Origin of the sequence: Hungatella hominis (assembly GCF_014288005.1) — a bacterium.
In the GTDB taxonomy this organism is placed as follows: domain Bacteria; phylum Bacillota; class Clostridia; order Lachnospirales; family Lachnospiraceae; genus Hungatella; species Hungatella effluvii.
The window spans coordinates 77,836-94,805 of sequence record NZ_JACOPB010000002.1 but is presented as its reverse complement, the minus strand read 5'-3'; the positions used below and the strand labels follow the sequence as shown (position 1 = coordinate 94,805).

Genomic DNA, 16,970 nt, shown 5'->3' with positions numbered 1-16,970 from the left:
TACAACATGAAAAAAGGATTAAAGAAAGCAGCAGTACTGGCGATGGCAGCGGCGATGGCGGCAGGTCTGACCGCATGCGGAGGCGGTGAGACCGCAGCTACGACGGCAGCGAAAACGGAGGATGCGTCTAAGGCAGAGACCACGGCAGCTGCGAAGACGGAGGAGGCGAAAAAAGAAGAGACGGCTTCCGGATCAGACAAGGCGGAGGTGACGTTCTGGCATTCCATGAGCGGCAAGAATGGGGATCTCTTAAATTCGATCGTGGAGATCTATAATACCTCTCAGGACAAAATCAAGGTGGTCGCCGAATACCAGGGAAATTATTACGATGCCATTGCTAAGGCGCAGACGGCAATTTCCGCAGGCAACAGCCCGGATATTCTGCAAACCGGTTCCGGCCAAGTATCGATTCTGGCAAAGGAGGAAGGAATTCTGGAAAATCTGGTCCCTTATATGGAGAAGTCCGACATGAAAGTATCAGACTTCAACCCGACCTTTATTACTGGCATGAGCCTCGATCCGACCGTCGCAGACCAGCTGGTGGCGTTCCCCATGGGCTGTTCCACACCGGTTCTGTTCTGCAACATGGACTTACTGGAGGAGGCAGGTGCCGAGGTTCCCGTGACATGGACGGATTTATCGGATATTTCGAAAAAACTGATCAACGAGGGCAAGGTAGAATATGGATTTACGATTCCTCACGATCCATGGTATTTCTGGATGTTTGTAGCGCAGAACGATACGAAGGTGTTCAGTGAAGACGGATTAAAACTGGCCTGCGTGGATGATGGCACCGGCATTGACGCAATGCAGAAGGTTCAGCAGATGTGCAAGGATAAGGTGATGTATTTCGGACCGGTATCTGACTCTGATTCGACCTGCCGCGGCATGTTCCTGGAAGGAAAGAGCGCGTTCTATGTATCTTCGATCGCAAACCTGGGAAATGTGGACTCAAACGCCAAGTTCCAGTATTCCGTACAGTACGTTCCCAGATTCAAAGTAAACGCGGTTCCAAGCGGCGGTAATACGCTGACCATGCTGGCTTCCGCAAAGAATAAGGATGCGGCCTGGGATTTCCTTTACTGGCTGTACAACGACAACGCGGGTGTAGCGACCTTTGCTGCTGAAACCGGCTACCTGCCGTGTTCCACGAAGATCAGCGAAATGCCGGTAATCAAAGAGAAATGGGCTCAGAATCCCAATTGTGAAATCGCCTATAACCAGCTTGAATACGGCAATAACGACCATATGGTTATGCAGCCCAACAATGGAGATATCGCCAACAACGTAGCTGCTATGATGGAAGCGTGTTTCTACGATTATGAGGATGTAACAGAGCAGATGAACATATTGAAAGAAGAAGCCGAAGATATTCTGGCTGATCTCCAGTAAAGAAACAGAACATACACTGCGGGGCTGCTGTCAGAAATGGCAGCGGTCCCGCAGCCGTTTGAGGAAAGGAGAAGGACTGCGGTATGAACCCAATGATTTCGGCCTCTATTATGTGCGCGGACATTATGAATCTGGAACCCCATCTCAGGGATCTGGAGAAAAGCTGCTGTGATTATATCCATGTCGATATCATGGACGGCACGTTTGTGCCAAATTATACACTTGGTACGGAATTGATACGCAGGCTGCATCAGGACACCAGGATACCACTGGATATCCATTTGATGGTGGAGAAGCCGGAAGAAAAGCTGAACTATTTTGAGCTGCTTCCCCAGGATGTGGTGAGCGTTCATGTGGAATCTACGAAGAATATCCAGAAGATCATCGAAACAATACGGAAGAAGGGGGCCAGGGTCTGTGTGGCTCTTAATCCGGCGACGCCTCTCTGTTATCTGGATTACCTGTATGATGAGATCGATATGATCTTAATTATGACTGTTAATCCAGGATTTTCAGGACAGAAACTGATTCCGGCCACGTTAAAGAAGATTGAAGATTTGAGGGCGCATTTAGATGCCATAGAGAAAAGCGGTATTCTGATTGAGGTGGACGGGAATGTCAGTTTTGAAAATGCACCGGTGATGGCGCGGGCAGGAGCCGACGTCTTTGTCGCCGGCAGCAGCAGTATATACTGGCAGGGAAGTTCTTTTACAGATAATGTCAGCCGTCTGAGAAACGTGGTTCTGGCGGAGATGAAAAAAACATCATAGGAAACAGCGGAAGGAGCGCGGAATGGAAGGAAAAACTTTGGCTTCAATGCCACTTGAAAGCCTGCTGTGGGACGAAGGGGTGGCCTGTTCCTGCAAAAGGCTGCACAAGTCGCCAGTAAGGCAGATCGAAGTGGGAAAGAACATTCTGTGGAAAATCGCGGTCATGGCAAAGGAGCGGGGAATGAAGAACCCTGTCGTGACAGCGGATCGGAATACGCAGAAAACAGGAAAAATGGTCTGTGAGATTTTGAAGGAAGCGGGGATCCAGCCTGTCTTTTTTGTCATGGATTCCAGGCGTCCGGAACCGGATGAGTTCTGGGTGGGCTCTCTCGCCCTGCAGTTTGACAGGCAGTGGGACGGCATCGTGGCAGTTGGTTCGGGAACGATCAACGATATCTGCAAGATTGTGGCGGATATGACAGGGCTTCCCTATCTCATCGCGGCGACAGCTCCCTCCATGGACGGGTACGCGTCGAATACCTCCTCCATGCTTCGAAGCGGAGTGAAGGTTTCCCTGCCTTCCAAATGCCCCGAAGGGATTCTTTTGGATACCGCGATTCTCGCACAGGCGCCGATGGAGATGATTCAGGCTGGAATCGGTGATATGGCTGCAAAGTATGTCAGCATCTGCGAATGGAAGATTGCCCATGTTATCACAGGAGAATACTATTGCGGGGAGATCGCGGAGCTGGTAAAAAAGTCCTTAAAGACCTGCATGGATTCTTCCGCGAAGCTGGCAGAGCGAAACGAAGACGCGGCGGGGGATACGGCCTTCGGTCTGGTGCTTTCCGGAATCGCCATGAGCTATGCCGGAATTTCCAGACCGGCTTCCGGGACCGAGCATTACTTTTCCCATATCTGGGAGATGAGGGCACTTCAGCAGAAGAAGCCGCGTTCCCTTCACGGAATCTCCGTAGGGGTAGGAACGCTTTTGACAATTCCCGTGCTCAAATATATTGGACAGCTGGAGCCGGACCGTGAAAGGGCGCTGAGGCACGCAGAAGATTTTGATCCGGAGGAGTGGAGAGCCTTTGTGAGGCGGGTGTTCGGCACTGCGGCCGACACGATAATCCGGCGCGAGGACGAGGAAAAGAAGTACGACAAGATGCTGCATAAGGAGCGGCTGGAGATCATTCTTTCCAGATGGGATGAAATACAGAAGATTATCAGGGAAGAGTTGCCGGACGAGGAGTGGCTGAAAGAACGGCTTCTCCTCGCAGGAGTACCGGTCAGTCCGGCGCAGCTGGGCCTGTCTGCGGACGATGTCAGGACAGCATTTCTGGCCACAAAGGATATACGGGATAAATATATTTGCACGAGGCTATTATGGGATCTGGGAATGCTGGAAGAGGCGGCAGACCGTCTCTTTGGATCATGGAGGGCAACATGAAGTATACAGTCAGTTCTTTAAGCTTTACCTGTCTTACCGGCAGTCAGATGGCCTTGCTGCCGGAGCACTTCGGAATAGAGATTTTTTATGGCTGGGCATCGGAACGATACTGGACAGAGCTGCTGAAACGTTGTTATCGGGGGAAACGGAAATCATTCAGCATCCATTCGCCGTTTGATTTTTACCATATGGACAGTGATATATCGGACGATCAGTTGTTTGATTATCTCTCGGAGCCATTTGACCTCTATCACCGGTTTTCCGGTACGCATTACGTGGTTCATACCGACAGCGGGGGCTGCCGGAAGCTGAATGAGAGGGAGAAAGAGCGCCTGAGAGCCAGATGTATGGAACGGATTAACCGGTTTTCTGAAATCTGTGAAAGCAATGGGATCGGTCTGGTCATTGAAAATGTTCCGTGTCCCGGCGGCAGCGGTCTTTTCAGCCAGAAGGATTTTACCCGCCTGTTTCAGGAAAACTCCGGTCTGCACGCGCTTTACGACACCGGTCATGGAAATATGAGTGGTTATGATGTGAGAATGCTTCAGGCAGAGCTAAAAGGTCAGCTGGCCGGGTATCACCTCCATGATAATTTTGGAGATTCGGACAGTCATCTGCGGATTGGCAAGGGCAATATGGAGTGGAGAGCGTTTATGAAAGGCGTCAAAGCGGATACGCCGGAGGCGTCCATGGTTCTGGAGTACAATGAGGCCTCAGTGAGCGATTATGAAGAGGATCGAAAAATCTTAGAAAGTTTAGCCGGAGAATAAGAAAAAATGAAGGAAATGTATGAGACAGAGGAACGCAAAAAATGTCTGCTGGATCAGACGGAATTATTTGTCATCGATATGGATGGCACCTTCTACTGCGGGGAAAAGATGATAGACGGCGCGCTGGATTTTTTGAAAGCGGTGGTGAAACGGGGAAAGCAGTTTCTGTTTTTCACCAACAACACGTCAAGGGCGCCGGAAGAGTACATAGAAAAGCTTCACCGCATGGGCTGCAATATAAGCAGATCACAGATTATGACCGCAGGGGACGTGACTATCCGGTACCTGAAGACTTATTACGGCGATCAGCGTGTCTACCTTATGGGAACGCCTCAGCTGGAGCGACAGTTTGCAGACGCCGGAATTCGGTTATCGGAGGATGACGCGGAGATCGTGATGACGGCCTTTGATATGACGCTGACCTATGAAAAGCTGGACAGAGGCTGCCGCCTGATCCGCGAAGGAGCCTCCTTTATGGCGACCCATCCGGACATCAACTGTCCGGTCGAGGGGGGCTTTCTGCCGGACTGCGGGGCCATCTGTGCGGCAATCACCCTTTCTACGGGAAGGGAACCTCGCTATTTTGGGAAACCCTATAAGGAGACAGTGGAGATGATCGTGGACAGCATGAAGGTTCCCGTCGGGCAGATCGGCTTCGTAGGGGACCGGCTCTATACGGATATCGCCACCGGTGTGAATCATGGAGGCAAAGGCTTTCTGGTTCTGACGGGGGAGACTGTGCCGGAGGATCTGGAGACATCAGCAGTGAAGCCGGACGCGGTCTTTGAATCGCTGGGAGAGATGGGGAAATATTTATTGCTGCAGGAATAAGGGCAGCAGCTGCAGTGCATTTTTGACTTATATATATTGTGTCAACCCTCCCTTTATGATATGATGTGGTCGATAAACAGTAGACAGGGTTGTGAAGGAACGGTTATCCGTGAGGGAGGACCGGCCGCATGATCGGGCTGCCAGGAGGCAGGTCATGCGGCCGGCCTTTCTTAACTTTTTGGCCTGAAATAAGGGATGCAACCGCAAGTAGCATGAAAAAAATGGAATTGCTACGTCAGGTTGGTGGAAGTGGCGGCCATGCAACTGTAGAATAAAAATATAAAATATATCCTACAGGAGGGAAAATATATGAGCTTTTCTGATAATTTACAAGTGTTGAGAAAAAGAAACAATCTGACCCAGGAACAGTTGGCGGAGCAGCTGGAGGTATCACGGCAGGCGGTTTCCAAATGGGAATCAGGTCAGTCTTATCCGGAGATGGAAAAACTGTTAATCATCTGCGATATGTTTCACTGTGACATGGATTCCCTGGTCAAGGGAGATATGACGCTGGAGGACCAGGCGGATGCTGCGGGATACGACCGTTTCATGAACAGCTTCTCCCATCGCATAACAGGCTGCGTTACATTAATTCTGGCAGCGGTCACGCTGATGGCTTTCCTGGATGGAATCGTTCATGAGGATATTCTGGCGATCTTTTTGATTGCAGTCGTGGGTGTGTCGGTGGCCGTTATGATTGTGACTGGCATCAACATGGAAGCATTTGAAAAGAAATATCCACATATCCAGGACTTTTATTCGGAAGAAGAGCGTTCCGTCTTCACCAGAAGATTCGGCATTGCCATCGCTTTTGCAGTATGTTTGATCCTGTTTGGAATCTGTGTGAATATCGCGCTGGATTCCATAAACATTCCTTTAAAAGAACAGTTTTCAGGCGGCTTTTTCCTGCTCTGTGTCACCATTGCGGTTGGCATGTTTGTGTACTTTGGAATTCAGAAGGAAAAGTACGAGGTCGAGGAATACAATAAGCGCCACGATGGGAGCAAAGAGAAAGGGGAGGCGATCGTGGGAAAGGCGTGCGGCGTCATCATGCTTCTGGCTACGGCTCTCTTCCTCTATCTGGGGCTGGCATGGGATATGTTCCGAATTGCCTGGATCGTTTACCCCATCAGCGGAATTCTCTGTGCCGTTGTAGCGGTGATCTGGGGGGATAAGAAGTGAGGGGAGTGAACTGTAACGTTTAAATCGTTTAAAAATAAACGAAAAAGATAATAAAATATCAAAATTTATTTTTTTCAATACATGAAGTCCAGATATTGATTACTGGTTTCCTTTGTGCTATGATGTGGACAAAAATAATTGTATACAAAATACAGCAGTGTTCCAAACAGCGAAAGGAAGGGATTGTCATGGCTGTTCATGTGATTGATGAAGCAAACAGATGTTTAAACTGCAAGAAGCCTATGTGTCAGCAGGGGTGCCCGATACACACACCGATTCCAAAGATGATCGAGGCGTTTAAGGATGGCGATTTAAACCGGGCGGGAGATATGATATTCGCCAATAATCCCATGTCCTTAGTCTGCTCTCTGGTATGTAATCATGAGAATCAGTGTGAGGGCCACTGCATACTTGGCAGAAAAGGACAGCCAGTCCATATCAGCAGCATTGAAAATTACATTTCCGATACTATTTTTGATAAGATGAAGATTGAGTGTCAGCCGAAAAATGGAAAGAAGGTTGCAGTTATCGGCGCAGGCCCGGCTGGAATTACCATCGCTATTCTGCTGACAAAGAAGGGATACAGCGTCACCATCTTCGATTCGAAGGATAAGATCGGAGGAGTCCTTCAGTATGGAATCCCCGCGTTCCGTCTGCCGAAGACGATCCTGGACCGCTATAAGAAAAAGCTGCTGGAGATTGGCGTGAAGATCAGGCCCAACACGGCCATCGGCACGGCGCTGGAGATTAAAGATCTGTTCCGGGACGGATACGAGAGCATCTTTATCGGAACCGGAGTCTGGAGGCCGAAGACCCTGGGCGTCAAGGGGGAATCCCTTGGAAATGTACACTATGCCATCGACTATCTGGCGAATCCGGACGCCTACGATCTGGGAGAACGGGTGGCGATTATCGGCATGGGGAATTCGGCCATGGACGTGGCCCGTACCGTGATCCGCCACGGCGCCCGTGAGGTGACCTTATATGCGAGAGGCCTTGCCAGCAATGCCAGTGAACATGAGACTGCCTATGCCAGACTGGATGGTGCGGCTTTCGAGTTTGGGAAACAGATTGCAGAGATCACAGATGATGGACCGGTGTTTGAAAATATACTTTACGATGCGGAGGGCAATCAGACCGGTGTCAATGAGAAGAGGGAACAGATTTACGCCGATTCCACGATCATTTCCATCAGCCAGGGTCCGAAAAGCAAGCTCGTCAATACGACGGAAGGGCTGAAGGCTTCGCCCAATGGCCTGTTGATGACCGATGAGAACGGCCAGACAACAATCCCGGGGATATTCGCCTCCGGCGACGTGGTGCTGGGCGCGAGAACTGTGGTGGAGGCGGCCGCCTATTCCAAAGTGGTGGCGGAAGCCATGGATGAATATATGAAACGAATATAAGAGATGAAATCGAACCGTCAGGTGTCATAAAAAACAAGTGAAAATGGCTGCGTCAGAAAGCACAGTATATCTCATAGTACTTTCCGGCGCAGCCATTTTTATATACATGAGCAGAAAGACATGCTTGCATATCCTTCCATCTATCTCCCGGGAGGGACTAATCCACGGTAATGCCCTGCGTTGACGGCGATCCGTTCCACTGGTTTCCGTCAGACCGGTAATACTGCCTCGAAACAGAACCGTCGGTTTTTGTGTAGTCTATGACAAAGACCTGTCCGGTTTCGATCCGCATGGGGTAATTGCGATAGGGAAGCTGCTCTCCGGTTAAAGCACAGCCCTTAAAATCATCGTATGCATTGTCCAGGCGCCAGAATTTACGGGATAAATAATCCTTAAAGCCTGTTAAATCCTGTTCCCCGAAATAGGAAGCCTCGTACTCTTTTCCATTGACGGTGAGTTTGTCGGTTCGGACGGGAGTGTCGTCTTTCACTGCCAGAGCCAGGTTCTCCGAATGAATGACATCACCGTAATGCTCCTTTAGCTGGTTTGCCATGCATGGAATGGTGCCGGTGCTGTCAAGGGACTCGGGATTTGTGTGGGCGCCTCCGTAGATGCCCATAATGTCTAGGTTATTTAACTTATCGTATTCCTGGATAAAGTTTTCTACCATCATGTTTTCACGGTAGACATCGTCAGTATGGTCGTAATAGTATTTTCCCTGTTCGATAACCTTCTGTGAAAACTGGTACTGCTCGGAGTTTTCCTGCCCGTTTTCTTTCAAATACGCCAGATATCGCTCTCCGGTTGAGAAGTACTGGTGCCCCACATCGGTTCCGTGGAAAATGGTCTCGGGGCAGTTTTCCTTAATTGCCTTATAAAATGGCCTGATGTAAGGATTGTGGGCAGCGGAGCCGTCCCAGTCATCGTAGATGGCATCGAGGATGTCGTCGCTGTCCGACTTCATCCACAGGTTTAAATATTCTGCGGTATAGTATGGAAGCTCCACAAATAAATGTCTCATATTTTGGTTGTGGTAATAATCGTTCCATATTTCAACCTCTTTATTCAGGATTTTTTCCACGCCATGTTCCTCACCGAACAAGTAGATCTGGCCGGCAGACGGGGCTGTGGAATCGACAGCGGCGGTCTGCTGTCCGGCTGTATCGGAGGCCGAAGACTGCTTCGTGGATGTCTGGGAGGAGGAATCCGCTTCCTCTGCCTGGCTTTTTGAGCAGGCGGTCAGGCTCAGGGCCAGAGTCAGGGCAAGGAAGGTGAGAACGCCTGTTTTTTTCATTATTCTGGTGAAGTGCATGATTTGGCGCCCCCGTATCCGTTGAACCATACCCGTTCCTCAAACGGCTTCTTTTTGGCGTCAGGACCGGGTTTTGCGGGATAACCCACCGGCATATAGATATAGACGGTCTGATCCTCCGGCACACCCAGTAATCTGCCCATCTTTTCTGCCCTTTCTCCGCGGATCTGTCCTTCGATCCACACCGTTCCAAGGCCCTTGTCGGCGGCAGCCAGATAGATGTTTTCAGCGGCTGCACAGTAATCGTGGACGTGGTAGGAAACTCCGCTGGGTGACATGGTGTAGCTGCCAATCAGAAGGATGGCGGCGGTGGCTCCCTTTGCCCATTCGTGGCTGTAGATATCGGCAAGTCCGGCCAGAAGCTCCGGATCATCCACGCCGATCAGCCTGGTGGTCTGTAAGTTGCAGCCGGAGGGGGCTAAGTAACCAGCCTCCAGAAGTTCGGTCAAATCTTCCCGCGATACGGGAGCGTTTGTAAAGGGGCCGCGAAAGCTTTTGCGATTGCGGATTGCGTTCATAGTGTCCATTATTGTTATTCTCCTTTCTTGGGTTTGCATGGCTGAGTGTCACGGTGACTCGTACGCAGAGCGGGCGAATGACCATTCGGGGCGGAAGACCAGTCGCTTTCGGTGGCATCCGCGCGGTAAGTTCTTCTCTCTCCATTTGATTTGTGCAGATACATCTGCTCGTCCGGATAGTAACAGGTATCCTCTGGATCTACGGTTCCGATATCAAGAATATATAAATTCTCTTTGCCGGAATTGTAGAAGGAATGAGCGATGTTTTTGCCCGCGGGTTTGGCGAGAAAGTCATCTGGTCCGACCGGATAGTTTTCATCATTGAGACGAAGTGTTCCGGTTCCTGACATAATATAGAAGAACTCTTCCTGGCAGGAATGACTGTGATACGATGTGCTGAAAGCACCCGGAGGTACAATGTCCAAGTGAATATAAATTCGTTCACTTCCTACGGATTTTCCCAGTTCTTTTGTGATGAGCCCGGCCGCATCTTTCCAGATGAAAGACGGGTCTAAGGAATGGGTATTACCTGTATTGCTGTTTTCTTTTTTGTTTTTCATGAAGCTCCTTTTTATGTAAGATTGATCTGCCGCGGAGGTCCGTATCCTGATTCTAATCATAATGCTTTTTTCAAAAAAATACAACTGGAAACGCTCTTTCACGAATTATATGATTATGTTATACTGAATCTATCATTTTGCAGAAACGAGGGATTGATTATGAGACGACCGGAAACGGATTTACACCTGCATCTCGATGGATCGCTGTCCATTGATGCAGTAAAAACACTGGCAGATAGAATTGGATATGACTTTAAAGGGAAGGATGTAAAAAAAATGCTGTCGGTAGGCGAAAACTGTGAAAGCCTGCCGGATTATTTAAAATGCTTTGATTTGCCAGGCATTCTGCTTCAGACAAAGGAGGCACTGGAATATGCGGCCTGTGATCTGGTGAAAAGGCTGGCCGGGCAGGGGCTGGTTTACGCAGAGATTCGATTTGCACCGCAGCTTCATAAACAGAAGGGACTTACGCAGGGACAGGCGGTGGAAGCCGTTGTGAAAGGCGTGAGAGCAGGATGTCTGGAGACCGGAATTTACGCAGGTGTACTGCTTTGCGCCATGGTAAACGGCAGCGATGCGGAGAATGCGGCGACCATGGAACTGGCGAAGGTGTTTTTCGGAGAAAAGACCGTGAACGGTGTGATCGGAGCCGATATCGCCGGGCCTGAGGGATTCGTTCCGATGGAACATTTTGAAGGAATGTTTAAGCGGGTGTATCAGGCCGGGGTACCGTTTACGATTCACGCCGGGGAATGCGGAGATTATGAGAATGTGGCGAGAGCCGTAGCGTTTGGCGCGAAGAGAATCGGGCACGGCTGCGCGGCCATTCAGTCGGAAGATTGCATGAGGCTGCTGGAACGGGAGAAGATCACCCTGGAGATGTGCGTGGTGAGCAATCTGCAGACAAAGGCTGTGGCCGGAATCAAGGAGCATCCTCTGAAGAAGTTTTTCGACAGGGGCATAAGAGTCACGTATAATACCGATAATATGACGGTATCCGACACTTCCCTGGAGCGGGAGGCGGAATTGATTATGAGTGAATTGGGATTCCGGGAAGAGGAACTTAAGAAAATGAATGAGTATGCGATTGATGGAGCGTTTGTGGGGGAAGAGGTGAAATGCAGAATTCGTGAGCTCATGAGGAAATAGGAAAAAGTACATAAGTAATGGTAACAGCAGCGCCGGGAACCTGGTTTTATCAGGACCCGGCGTTGTTTTGCATTTCGCTTGGCTGGCTTATCCTTTCCGGCAAAACGCAGAAACAAATATATTTGTCAAACAGTATAATATATTTGTTGTAAACTAACTCTCATTTGCTAAAATATACACATATCTTATGAAGATACAGAGTCATCGAATCCATTTATAAAACTATATCGGAGGAGGATTTACTATGAAAAAGCATCTGACGTTATTAATGGGAACAGTAATGGCTGCAGGACTTTTATCTGGCTGTGGTTCATCGGGGGATGAGACAAAAGCAGTAGAAAGTACGGTGGCGGCTGCGGAACAGTCAGCGCAGGCGTCACAGACCACCCAGGCGGAAAGCGGCGGGGAGGCGGGAACCAGCGAGGAAGAGATAACCCTGCATGTATATGGGCCGGGACTGTTTGCAGAGCAGGGAGAAAAGGGAAGTCTGGACATGATTACAGGGGAAGAGACACCGGGATACGATGTTGTCGTAAATAAGTGGAACGAGCTGCATCCCAACGTTCATGTGGAAATTGAAGCCGTGCCATGGGAAAACTGGCAGTCTTCCATACAGACGGCAGTGTTGGGCGGGGGAATCGATCTGATACTGCACGGGGCCAGTATATGTGATCTTGTAGAGCCTTTGGACAGCTATTTAGAAGCAGATCCGGAGTTTCGGAAGCAGATTTATGCAGTGGAACAGAGACGTACGGATGCGGTAAACGATCTCTCCGTATCCACAACAACCGGGATTCAGTATGTGGTTGATCCTATGATCGTATATCTGGACAAGGATATTTTCGAACATTACGGCGTGGAACTCCCGGGGGAGGACTGGACATGGGAAGATATGCTTGCCATGGCGGAAAAGATGACGGGAATTGATCCGGTTACCGGAAAACAGACGTATGGGGTTCAGCTGGTAGATACGAATAGTACCGCCAACAGCTTTTTTAATTATCAGATGATGGCCTCAGGGTTTGACGCCAAAGTAATTACGTACGGAAAGACCCCATTGGACAGTAAGGTTGATTTTACAGGCGATGGCACGGTTAAAGCATTAAAGATGCTTCAGGATCTGGGGCAATACTGCAGCTCCAATGTAAGAGAAGGCGTCAACGTCGATAAAACCCTGACGGCTGAAAACGATACGGCAATTCGCTGGGATCAGAGTGCATATAAGCATTATAAAGAAGCGAAGGCGGCCGGAGTCGAAGATAAGTTTGTTTTCTGGAACATGCCGGCCATAGAAGCCGGAGAGTATAAAGGAAAACCATCCGCTTTTATGGGAAGCAACAATGTGGCGATCTGCAAGACCAGTGAGAATAAAGAATGGGCATGGGAATTCCTGAAATTCATATCTACGGATGAAACCGTATCAAAATGGGTTTCCGATTGCGGAAGAATTCCTAATAATCCATCTGGCATGGAATTCGTAAAGACGGAAATGGGTGATAAGGTTCAGGCTATTAACAGAGCCATGGAAGAGATACCGGATGGCTTTAACAATTCCACTAATGATTTCTTTTATAATGTGAGTTTTGGGCCGGTAACCTCGACGATGGGTGTCGTTATCAGTGATCTGCTTAATCAGGTTACAACACCGGAAGAAGCAGTTAAGACACTTCAAAACTCGGTCGATGAATATTTGAAATCCATTCAGTAACACAGGCATAATGATGGGAAATGGTTCTGACCATTTCCCATCTCCTGATAGAAAGCAGGAGGTATGATGAAACAAAAGAAATGGACAAAAAGAAAGATAAAAAAACAGATGACATGGTACTCTTTTATTATTGTCAGTATTGTAACGCTGCTGCTGTTGGTTTACCTTCCTATGCTTACAACAATCAAATACAGCTTGTTTGACGTGTCAGTAATCGGATTTGGAGAAAAGTTCGCGGGACTAAAAAATTATAAGGTCCTGATGACACAGTCAACCTTCTTAAAATCTTTATGGAACACTGTTTTATTGGCTCTTTTGGGGCTGCTGACAATTCCTTTGGGTTTTATACTGGCAACTATGATTAACAGTCTCGGTTCCGGTAAGACGCAGAGTTTTTTCAGAATTGGCTTCTATCTTCCCAATATTATTACAGGAGTCAGTGTAATTCTGATGTTTCAGGCTGTTTTACAGGGGGATGGGGGACTATTAAATACATTTTTAAGCCGGATTCTGGGGCGTGAGATAACCATTGGGTGGTTGTCCAATGCTAAATATGCAAAGATCGGAGCGACGATCCTGTGGTGCTGGATGAATATGGGGTATTCCATGCTGATTAATCTGGCAAGCATGCAGTCTGTGCCAACGGAAATTTATGATGCGGCGGCTGTTGACGGAGCCAACGGCTGGAAAAAAATCTGCTATATAACGATTCCCTGCATGAGAGGCTGCTTTTCCTTCTTGCTTGTAACGACGATGATTAATGGGTTATCCAGATTTACCGATCTGTTTATCATAGGCGGAAACAGTTCTGCAGGCGTACCGGGAGGCACTCTGCAGACAATTTTAATGTATATTTATCAGTTTAGCTTTGAAGTGCCTAACTATGGTATTTCCTCAGCCGGAGCAATGATTTTATTTGTTATGGTATTTGCGTTTACCATGCTGAATGTTAAGTTGACGGGCTTTTTGGATGAGGAGAAATGAGTATGAGAAAAGCAAAAATCAGAAAATCAGTTATAATCGTTATCTTATTAGTCATTCTGGCAATTATTCTGACACCGCTGTGGTGGGCGGTTGTTCTGTCCTTTGACCGTGCCGCGACGACAGCACTTCCGCCGTTTTCATGGTTACCGTACGAAGCTGCTCTGTTTAACTATAAGGCCGCTGCAAAACTGATAGACCTGGCCAGATACTATGGAAATACGATTTTCATTACAATTGTGAACACCCTGATTTCCGTATTTTTCTCCCTTATGTGCGGGTATGCATTCGCAAAAGGAGATTTTGTCGGAAAGAAGTTCTGGTATATTTTTATGCTTGCTGTCATGATGGTTCCTTTTGAATCGAGGCTTGTACCGCTGTATCTGCAGTATAAGAGCTGGGGGCTTTTAAATACATACTGGCCTTTGATCCTGGGGAATTTTGCCTACGTATACGGCGTGTTCTTTGCAAGACAGAATATTGCATCAATCCCGGATTCACTGGCGGAATCGGCATATCTGGATGGAGCGGGAGAATGGCGTGTTTTCTTCAGCATCATTCTTCCTCTGTCAAAACCGGTTATGGCTACATTAAGTATCCTTCAGGTGATTGCTAACTGGAATTCCTACTTATGGCCGCTGGTAGTTATCCGTGATTCGGCAAAGCAGGTGATTTCCGTAGGCGTGGCTATGTTTAATGCACAGCAGAACAGCGTATATTACGGTCCCAGAATGGCCGTGGCGGTGTTAAGCGCGATTCCCTTAACAATTTTGTTTCTGCTGCTTCAAAAGCACATCGTGGCCAGTATTGCAGTGTCAGGAATTAAACAGTGATGGAGGAGAGTAATGGAGCAATATATAAAAGAAGAGTTAAAGATTCCACTTTCCCCTTCCGTTGACGTGTTGGTGGCTGGCGGTGGAATTGCGGGAATATCAGCGGCGTTGGCAGCAGCCAGAAGCGGGGCGGAAGTTCTTCTCATTGAAAAACAGTGTATCCTGGGAGGCTTAGCGACAGCCGGTCTGGTGACGATCTACCTGCCGCTGTGCGACGGCAGAGGTAATCAGATGTCCTACGGCATAGCAGAGGAGTTGTTTCATCTTTCTATAAGCCAGGGAGTCCAGGAGCGTTATCCCAATGCCTGGCTTGAAAATGGTACAAAAGAGGAGCGATCAAAACAGAGATTTGAGGTTCAGTTTAACCCGCAGAGTATGGCTCTTCTGGCAGAAGAATTACTGCTGAAAAATGGAGTGAAAATTCTCTATGATACCCGGATCTGCAGTGTGCATATGGAGCGTGATAAAGTTCGTGCACTGGTAATTGAAAATAAAAGCGGGAGAAGTGCTGTCTGTGCAGCAGCCTATGTGGACGCAACGGGAGATGCGGACCTTTATTGGCTGGCCCATGGAGATACAGAAGAGTATAAGAAAAAGAATACGCTTGCCGGCTGGTATTACCAAAACGGCAGAGAGGGGGTAAAACTCAGAATACTGGGATTTGCTGACGCTCCGGAGGATACGGAAAGAGATAAGGGAGAGGCACTGTTGAAACGCCGTTTTTCAGGTCTGGACGGAAAAGAGAACAGCGAACTGCTGTTTGCTTCCCATAAAGCAACTCTGGAAGATATCAGACAAAATAAATTAAAAGATGATTCTTTTGAACCGGTTACGATCAGTACGATACCGCAGGTCCGCATGACAAGGCGTCTCTGCGGCGAATATACACTTAAGGAATCTGAAAATGATAAGCAATTTGAGGACTCAATCGGTATGGTTGGGGACTGGAGAAAAAGGGGGATGGTGTATGAGATTCCATTCCGGTGTCTCTACTCCGGAAAAATAAGAAACTTAATCGGCGCGGGCCGGTGTGTATCCGTGGATGACGGTATGTGGGATATCATCCGGGCAATTCCCGGCTGTGCGGTGACAGGGGAGGCGGCAGGCATCGCTGCCGCTCAGACCTGCGACTTTTCACAATTAGACAGGAGGGCTCTGCAGGACATGCTTAGAAAGCAAGGGCAGAAGATTCATTTTGCTGAGGCCGGTTTAGCGTCAGATACTTTTCCGGTAAACACCCGGAGAGAGTGAGGTTATCTTTTTAAAGGCGTAATTAAAATTTGTAGTGCTGTTAAATCCGCATAATCCTGCGATTTCTGTGATATCCTTGCTGGTTTGAGTAAGGTAATGGATAGCTAAGTCAATCCGTTTGATCGTAATAAAATCCCAGACGGAAATGCCGTTCATTTTCTTAAAAATAGTAGAAAAATACGTTCTGCTTAAACCGGCATGGCGGGCAATATCATTTAAAGTAAGCGAAGCAGTTAAGTTGGTCATGATATACTCGATCGCATGTTCCAGGCATATCAGATTTTCTTCATTGGCAGGGGAGGCAGTGATCTGTTCCTGCGGATTGTAGTGGCGGGTGATCTCAATTAAGATGGCCAGTAAGTGAACTTTAACCATGGATTCATATTCCGGGAGACGGTCGCAGAATTCTTTCCGGATGTCTAAAAGCCGCATTGTCAGCTGAGCATTAAACGGATCTCCTGTTGGCAGGTGATAATTGAATTCAGGTCTGGAAAATACATTTAAATATCTGGGATTAAACATGCCATTGCCAGGAGACCAGATAAGTGTCGGTTCCAGAAAAATATTGAGCACTTTCAAATCAGAACTGCGTTCAAGTTTTAAGATTCGGTGGTCTGTGTTGCTCGGGAAAATAAATATATCACCAGGCTGAAAATGGTAGATGATACCGTCGATGCTGTATTCACCAAAACTGTTGTAGAGTCCAATCTCAATCTCCGTGTGATGGTGCTCATAGAGAAGTACCTTGTCTTTATGCAGGGTCAGAACCTCCGTCATACGTAGCTGAGAAGTGGGAGTGCTGTGCCCCGGGATTATGTATTCTTTGGCAATCATGATAGCCTCCTGGGTAATATAAAGTAGGGTGTTCTAATCACATTATAAGAGTTTTTATGATAGCAGTCAATCAAAGCAAAAAA

At 48.1% G+C, this 16,970-nt stretch carries 16 protein-coding genes; 12 read left to right on the top strand and 4 right to left on the bottom strand.

All coding sequences use genetic code 11. The annotated features are described in order from the left end of the window. Positions 1-6: 6 nt before the first annotated feature. The 7 genes from H8S75_RS04715 to H8S75_RS04685 all read left to right on the top strand — a co-directional run bounded on the left by H8S75_RS04715 (position 7) and on the right by H8S75_RS04685 (position 7,741). Positions 7-1,392, top strand: a complete 1,386-nt coding sequence (locus tag H8S75_RS04715; protein ID WP_187019751.1) for an ABC transporter substrate-binding protein — start codon at positions 7-9, stop codon at positions 1,390-1,392. An 83-nt stretch (positions 1,393-1,475) separates the two neighbouring features. After that, positions 1,476-2,162, top strand: a complete 687-nt coding sequence (gene rpe, locus H8S75_RS04710) for a ribulose-phosphate 3-epimerase (protein ID WP_187019750.1) — start codon at positions 1,476-1,478, stop codon at positions 2,160-2,162. Positions 2,163-2,184: 22 nt separating this feature from the next. Further along, positions 2,185-3,552, top strand: coding sequence for a sn-glycerol-1-phosphate dehydrogenase (locus H8S75_RS04705; RefSeq protein ID WP_187019748.1), 1,368 nt, complete (start codon positions 2,185-2,187; stop codon positions 3,550-3,552). After that, complete coding sequence (locus tag H8S75_RS04700) at positions 3,549-4,322, top strand: sugar phosphate isomerase/epimerase family protein (RefSeq protein ID WP_187019747.1); 774 nt, start codon at positions 3,549-3,551, stop codon at positions 4,320-4,322. The genes H8S75_RS04705 and H8S75_RS04700 overlap by 4 nt, the downstream gene beginning before the upstream one ends. Positions 4,323-4,328: 6 nt before the next feature. After that, the gene (locus tag H8S75_RS04695) at positions 4,329-5,153 is read left to right on the top strand and encodes an HAD-IIA family hydrolase (protein WP_187019745.1); all 825 of its coding nucleotides are present in this window, start codon (positions 4,329-4,331) and stop codon (positions 5,151-5,153) included. Between the two features lie 309 nt (positions 5,154-5,462). Further along, entirely contained in the window at positions 5,463-6,335 is an 873-nt protein-coding gene (locus H8S75_RS04690; RefSeq protein ID WP_187019743.1) for a helix-turn-helix transcriptional regulator, read from the top strand. Positions 6,336-6,523: 188 nt separating this feature from the next. Beyond that, the gene (locus H8S75_RS04685) at positions 6,524-7,741 is read left to right on the top strand and encodes an NAD(P)-dependent oxidoreductase (protein WP_187019742.1); all 1,218 of its coding nucleotides are present in this window, start codon (positions 6,524-6,526) and stop codon (positions 7,739-7,741) included. A gap of 157 nt (positions 7,742-7,898) precedes the next feature. Here the strand turns inward: H8S75_RS04685 and H8S75_RS04680 are convergent, their stop codons facing one another. The 3 genes from H8S75_RS04680 to H8S75_RS04670 are packed head-to-tail and all read right to left on the bottom strand — an operon-like array spanning position 7,899 to position 10,131. Then, positions 7,899-9,053, bottom strand: a complete 1,155-nt coding sequence (locus tag H8S75_RS04680) for a hypothetical protein (protein WP_187019740.1) — start codon at positions 9,051-9,053, stop codon at positions 7,899-7,901. Then, a complete protein-coding gene (locus H8S75_RS04675) occupies positions 9,035-9,580 on the bottom strand; it encodes a nitroreductase family protein (RefSeq protein WP_187019738.1) in 546 nt (181 codons plus the stop codon). Before H8S75_RS04675 ends, H8S75_RS04680 begins: the two co-directional genes overlap by 19 nt. Positions 9,581-9,585: 5 nt before the next feature. Next, positions 9,586-10,131, bottom strand: a complete 546-nt coding sequence (locus tag H8S75_RS04670) for a cupin domain-containing protein (protein WP_243270180.1) — start codon at positions 10,129-10,131, stop codon at positions 9,586-9,588. A 159-nt stretch (positions 10,132-10,290) separates the two neighbouring features. Between H8S75_RS04670 and add the strand changes: the two genes are divergently transcribed. From add to H8S75_RS04645, 5 genes are all read left to right on the top strand, one after another. Continuing rightward, on the top strand, positions 10,291-11,280 hold the full coding sequence (gene add, locus H8S75_RS04665; protein WP_187019736.1) for an adenosine deaminase: 990 nt from the start codon (positions 10,291-10,293) through the stop codon (positions 11,278-11,280). Positions 11,281-11,524: 244 nt separating this feature from the next. Next, positions 11,525-12,988 (top strand): ABC transporter substrate-binding protein, encoded by a 1,464-nt coding sequence (locus H8S75_RS04660; protein WP_187019734.1) that lies wholly within the window; start codon positions 11,525-11,527, stop codon positions 12,986-12,988. Positions 12,989-13,051: 63 nt separating this feature from the next. Further along, the gene (locus H8S75_RS04655) at positions 13,052-13,972 is read left to right on the top strand and encodes a carbohydrate ABC transporter permease (protein WP_187019732.1); all 921 of its coding nucleotides are present in this window, start codon (positions 13,052-13,054) and stop codon (positions 13,970-13,972) included. A gap of 2 nt (positions 13,973-13,974) precedes the next feature. Beyond that, positions 13,975-14,802, top strand: coding sequence for a carbohydrate ABC transporter permease (locus H8S75_RS04650; RefSeq protein ID WP_187019730.1), 828 nt, complete (start codon positions 13,975-13,977; stop codon positions 14,800-14,802). A 12-nt stretch (positions 14,803-14,814) separates the two neighbouring features. Beyond that, on the top strand, positions 14,815-16,053 hold the full coding sequence (locus tag H8S75_RS04645; protein ID WP_187019729.1) for an FAD-dependent oxidoreductase: 1,239 nt from the start codon (positions 14,815-14,817) through the stop codon (positions 16,051-16,053). Here H8S75_RS04645 and H8S75_RS04640 read toward each other — a convergent pair. Beyond that, on the bottom strand, positions 16,018-16,887 hold the full coding sequence (locus tag H8S75_RS04640; RefSeq protein WP_187019727.1) for a helix-turn-helix domain-containing protein: 870 nt from the start codon (positions 16,885-16,887) through the stop codon (positions 16,018-16,020). The genes H8S75_RS04645 and H8S75_RS04640 overlap by 36 nt on opposite strands. Positions 16,888-16,970 lie beyond the last annotated feature (83 nt).

Coding starts and splice junctions, on each gene's coding strand:
- H8S75_RS04695 (WP_187019745.1), top strand. CDS start 4,329: ATGAAGGAAATGTATGAGACAGAGGAACGCAAAAAATGTCTGCTGGAT.
- H8S75_RS04685 (WP_187019742.1), top strand. CDS start 6,524: ATGGCTGTTCATGTGATTGATGAAGCAAACAGATGTTTAAACTGCAAG.
- H8S75_RS04705 (WP_187019748.1), top strand. CDS start 2,185: ATGGAAGGAAAAACTTTGGCTTCAATGCCACTTGAAAGCCTGCTGTGG.
- rpe (WP_187019750.1), top strand. CDS start 1,476: ATGAACCCAATGATTTCGGCCTCTATTATGTGCGCGGACATTATGAAT.
- H8S75_RS04670 (WP_243270180.1), bottom strand. CDS start 10,131: ATGAAAAACAAAAAAGAAAACAGCAATACAGGTAATACCCATTCCTTA.
- H8S75_RS04690 (WP_187019743.1), top strand. CDS start 5,463: ATGAGCTTTTCTGATAATTTACAAGTGTTGAGAAAAAGAAACAATCTG.
- H8S75_RS04650 (WP_187019730.1), top strand. CDS start 13,975: ATGAGAAAAGCAAAAATCAGAAAATCAGTTATAATCGTTATCTTATTA.
- H8S75_RS04660 (WP_187019734.1), top strand. CDS start 11,525: ATGAAAAAGCATCTGACGTTATTAATGGGAACAGTAATGGCTGCAGGA.
- add (WP_187019736.1), top strand. CDS start 10,291: ATGAGACGACCGGAAACGGATTTACACCTGCATCTCGATGGATCGCTG.
- H8S75_RS04680 (WP_187019740.1), bottom strand. CDS start 9,053: ATGCACTTCACCAGAATAATGAAAAAAACAGGCGTTCTCACCTTCCTT.
- H8S75_RS04645 (WP_187019729.1), top strand. CDS start 14,815: ATGGAGCAATATATAAAAGAAGAGTTAAAGATTCCACTTTCCCCTTCC.
- H8S75_RS04655 (WP_187019732.1), top strand. CDS start 13,052: ATGATGAAACAAAAGAAATGGACAAAAAGAAAGATAAAAAAACAGATG.
- H8S75_RS04700 (WP_187019747.1), top strand. CDS start 3,549: ATGAAGTATACAGTCAGTTCTTTAAGCTTTACCTGTCTTACCGGCAGT.
- H8S75_RS04640 (WP_187019727.1), bottom strand. CDS start 16,887: ATGATTGCCAAAGAATACATAATCCCGGGGCACAGCACTCCCACTTCT.
- H8S75_RS04715 (WP_187019751.1), top strand. CDS start 7: ATGAAAAAAGGATTAAAGAAAGCAGCAGTACTGGCGATGGCAGCGGCG.
- H8S75_RS04675 (WP_187019738.1), bottom strand. CDS start 9,580: ATGGACACTATGAACGCAATCCGCAATCGCAAAAGCTTTCGCGGCCCC.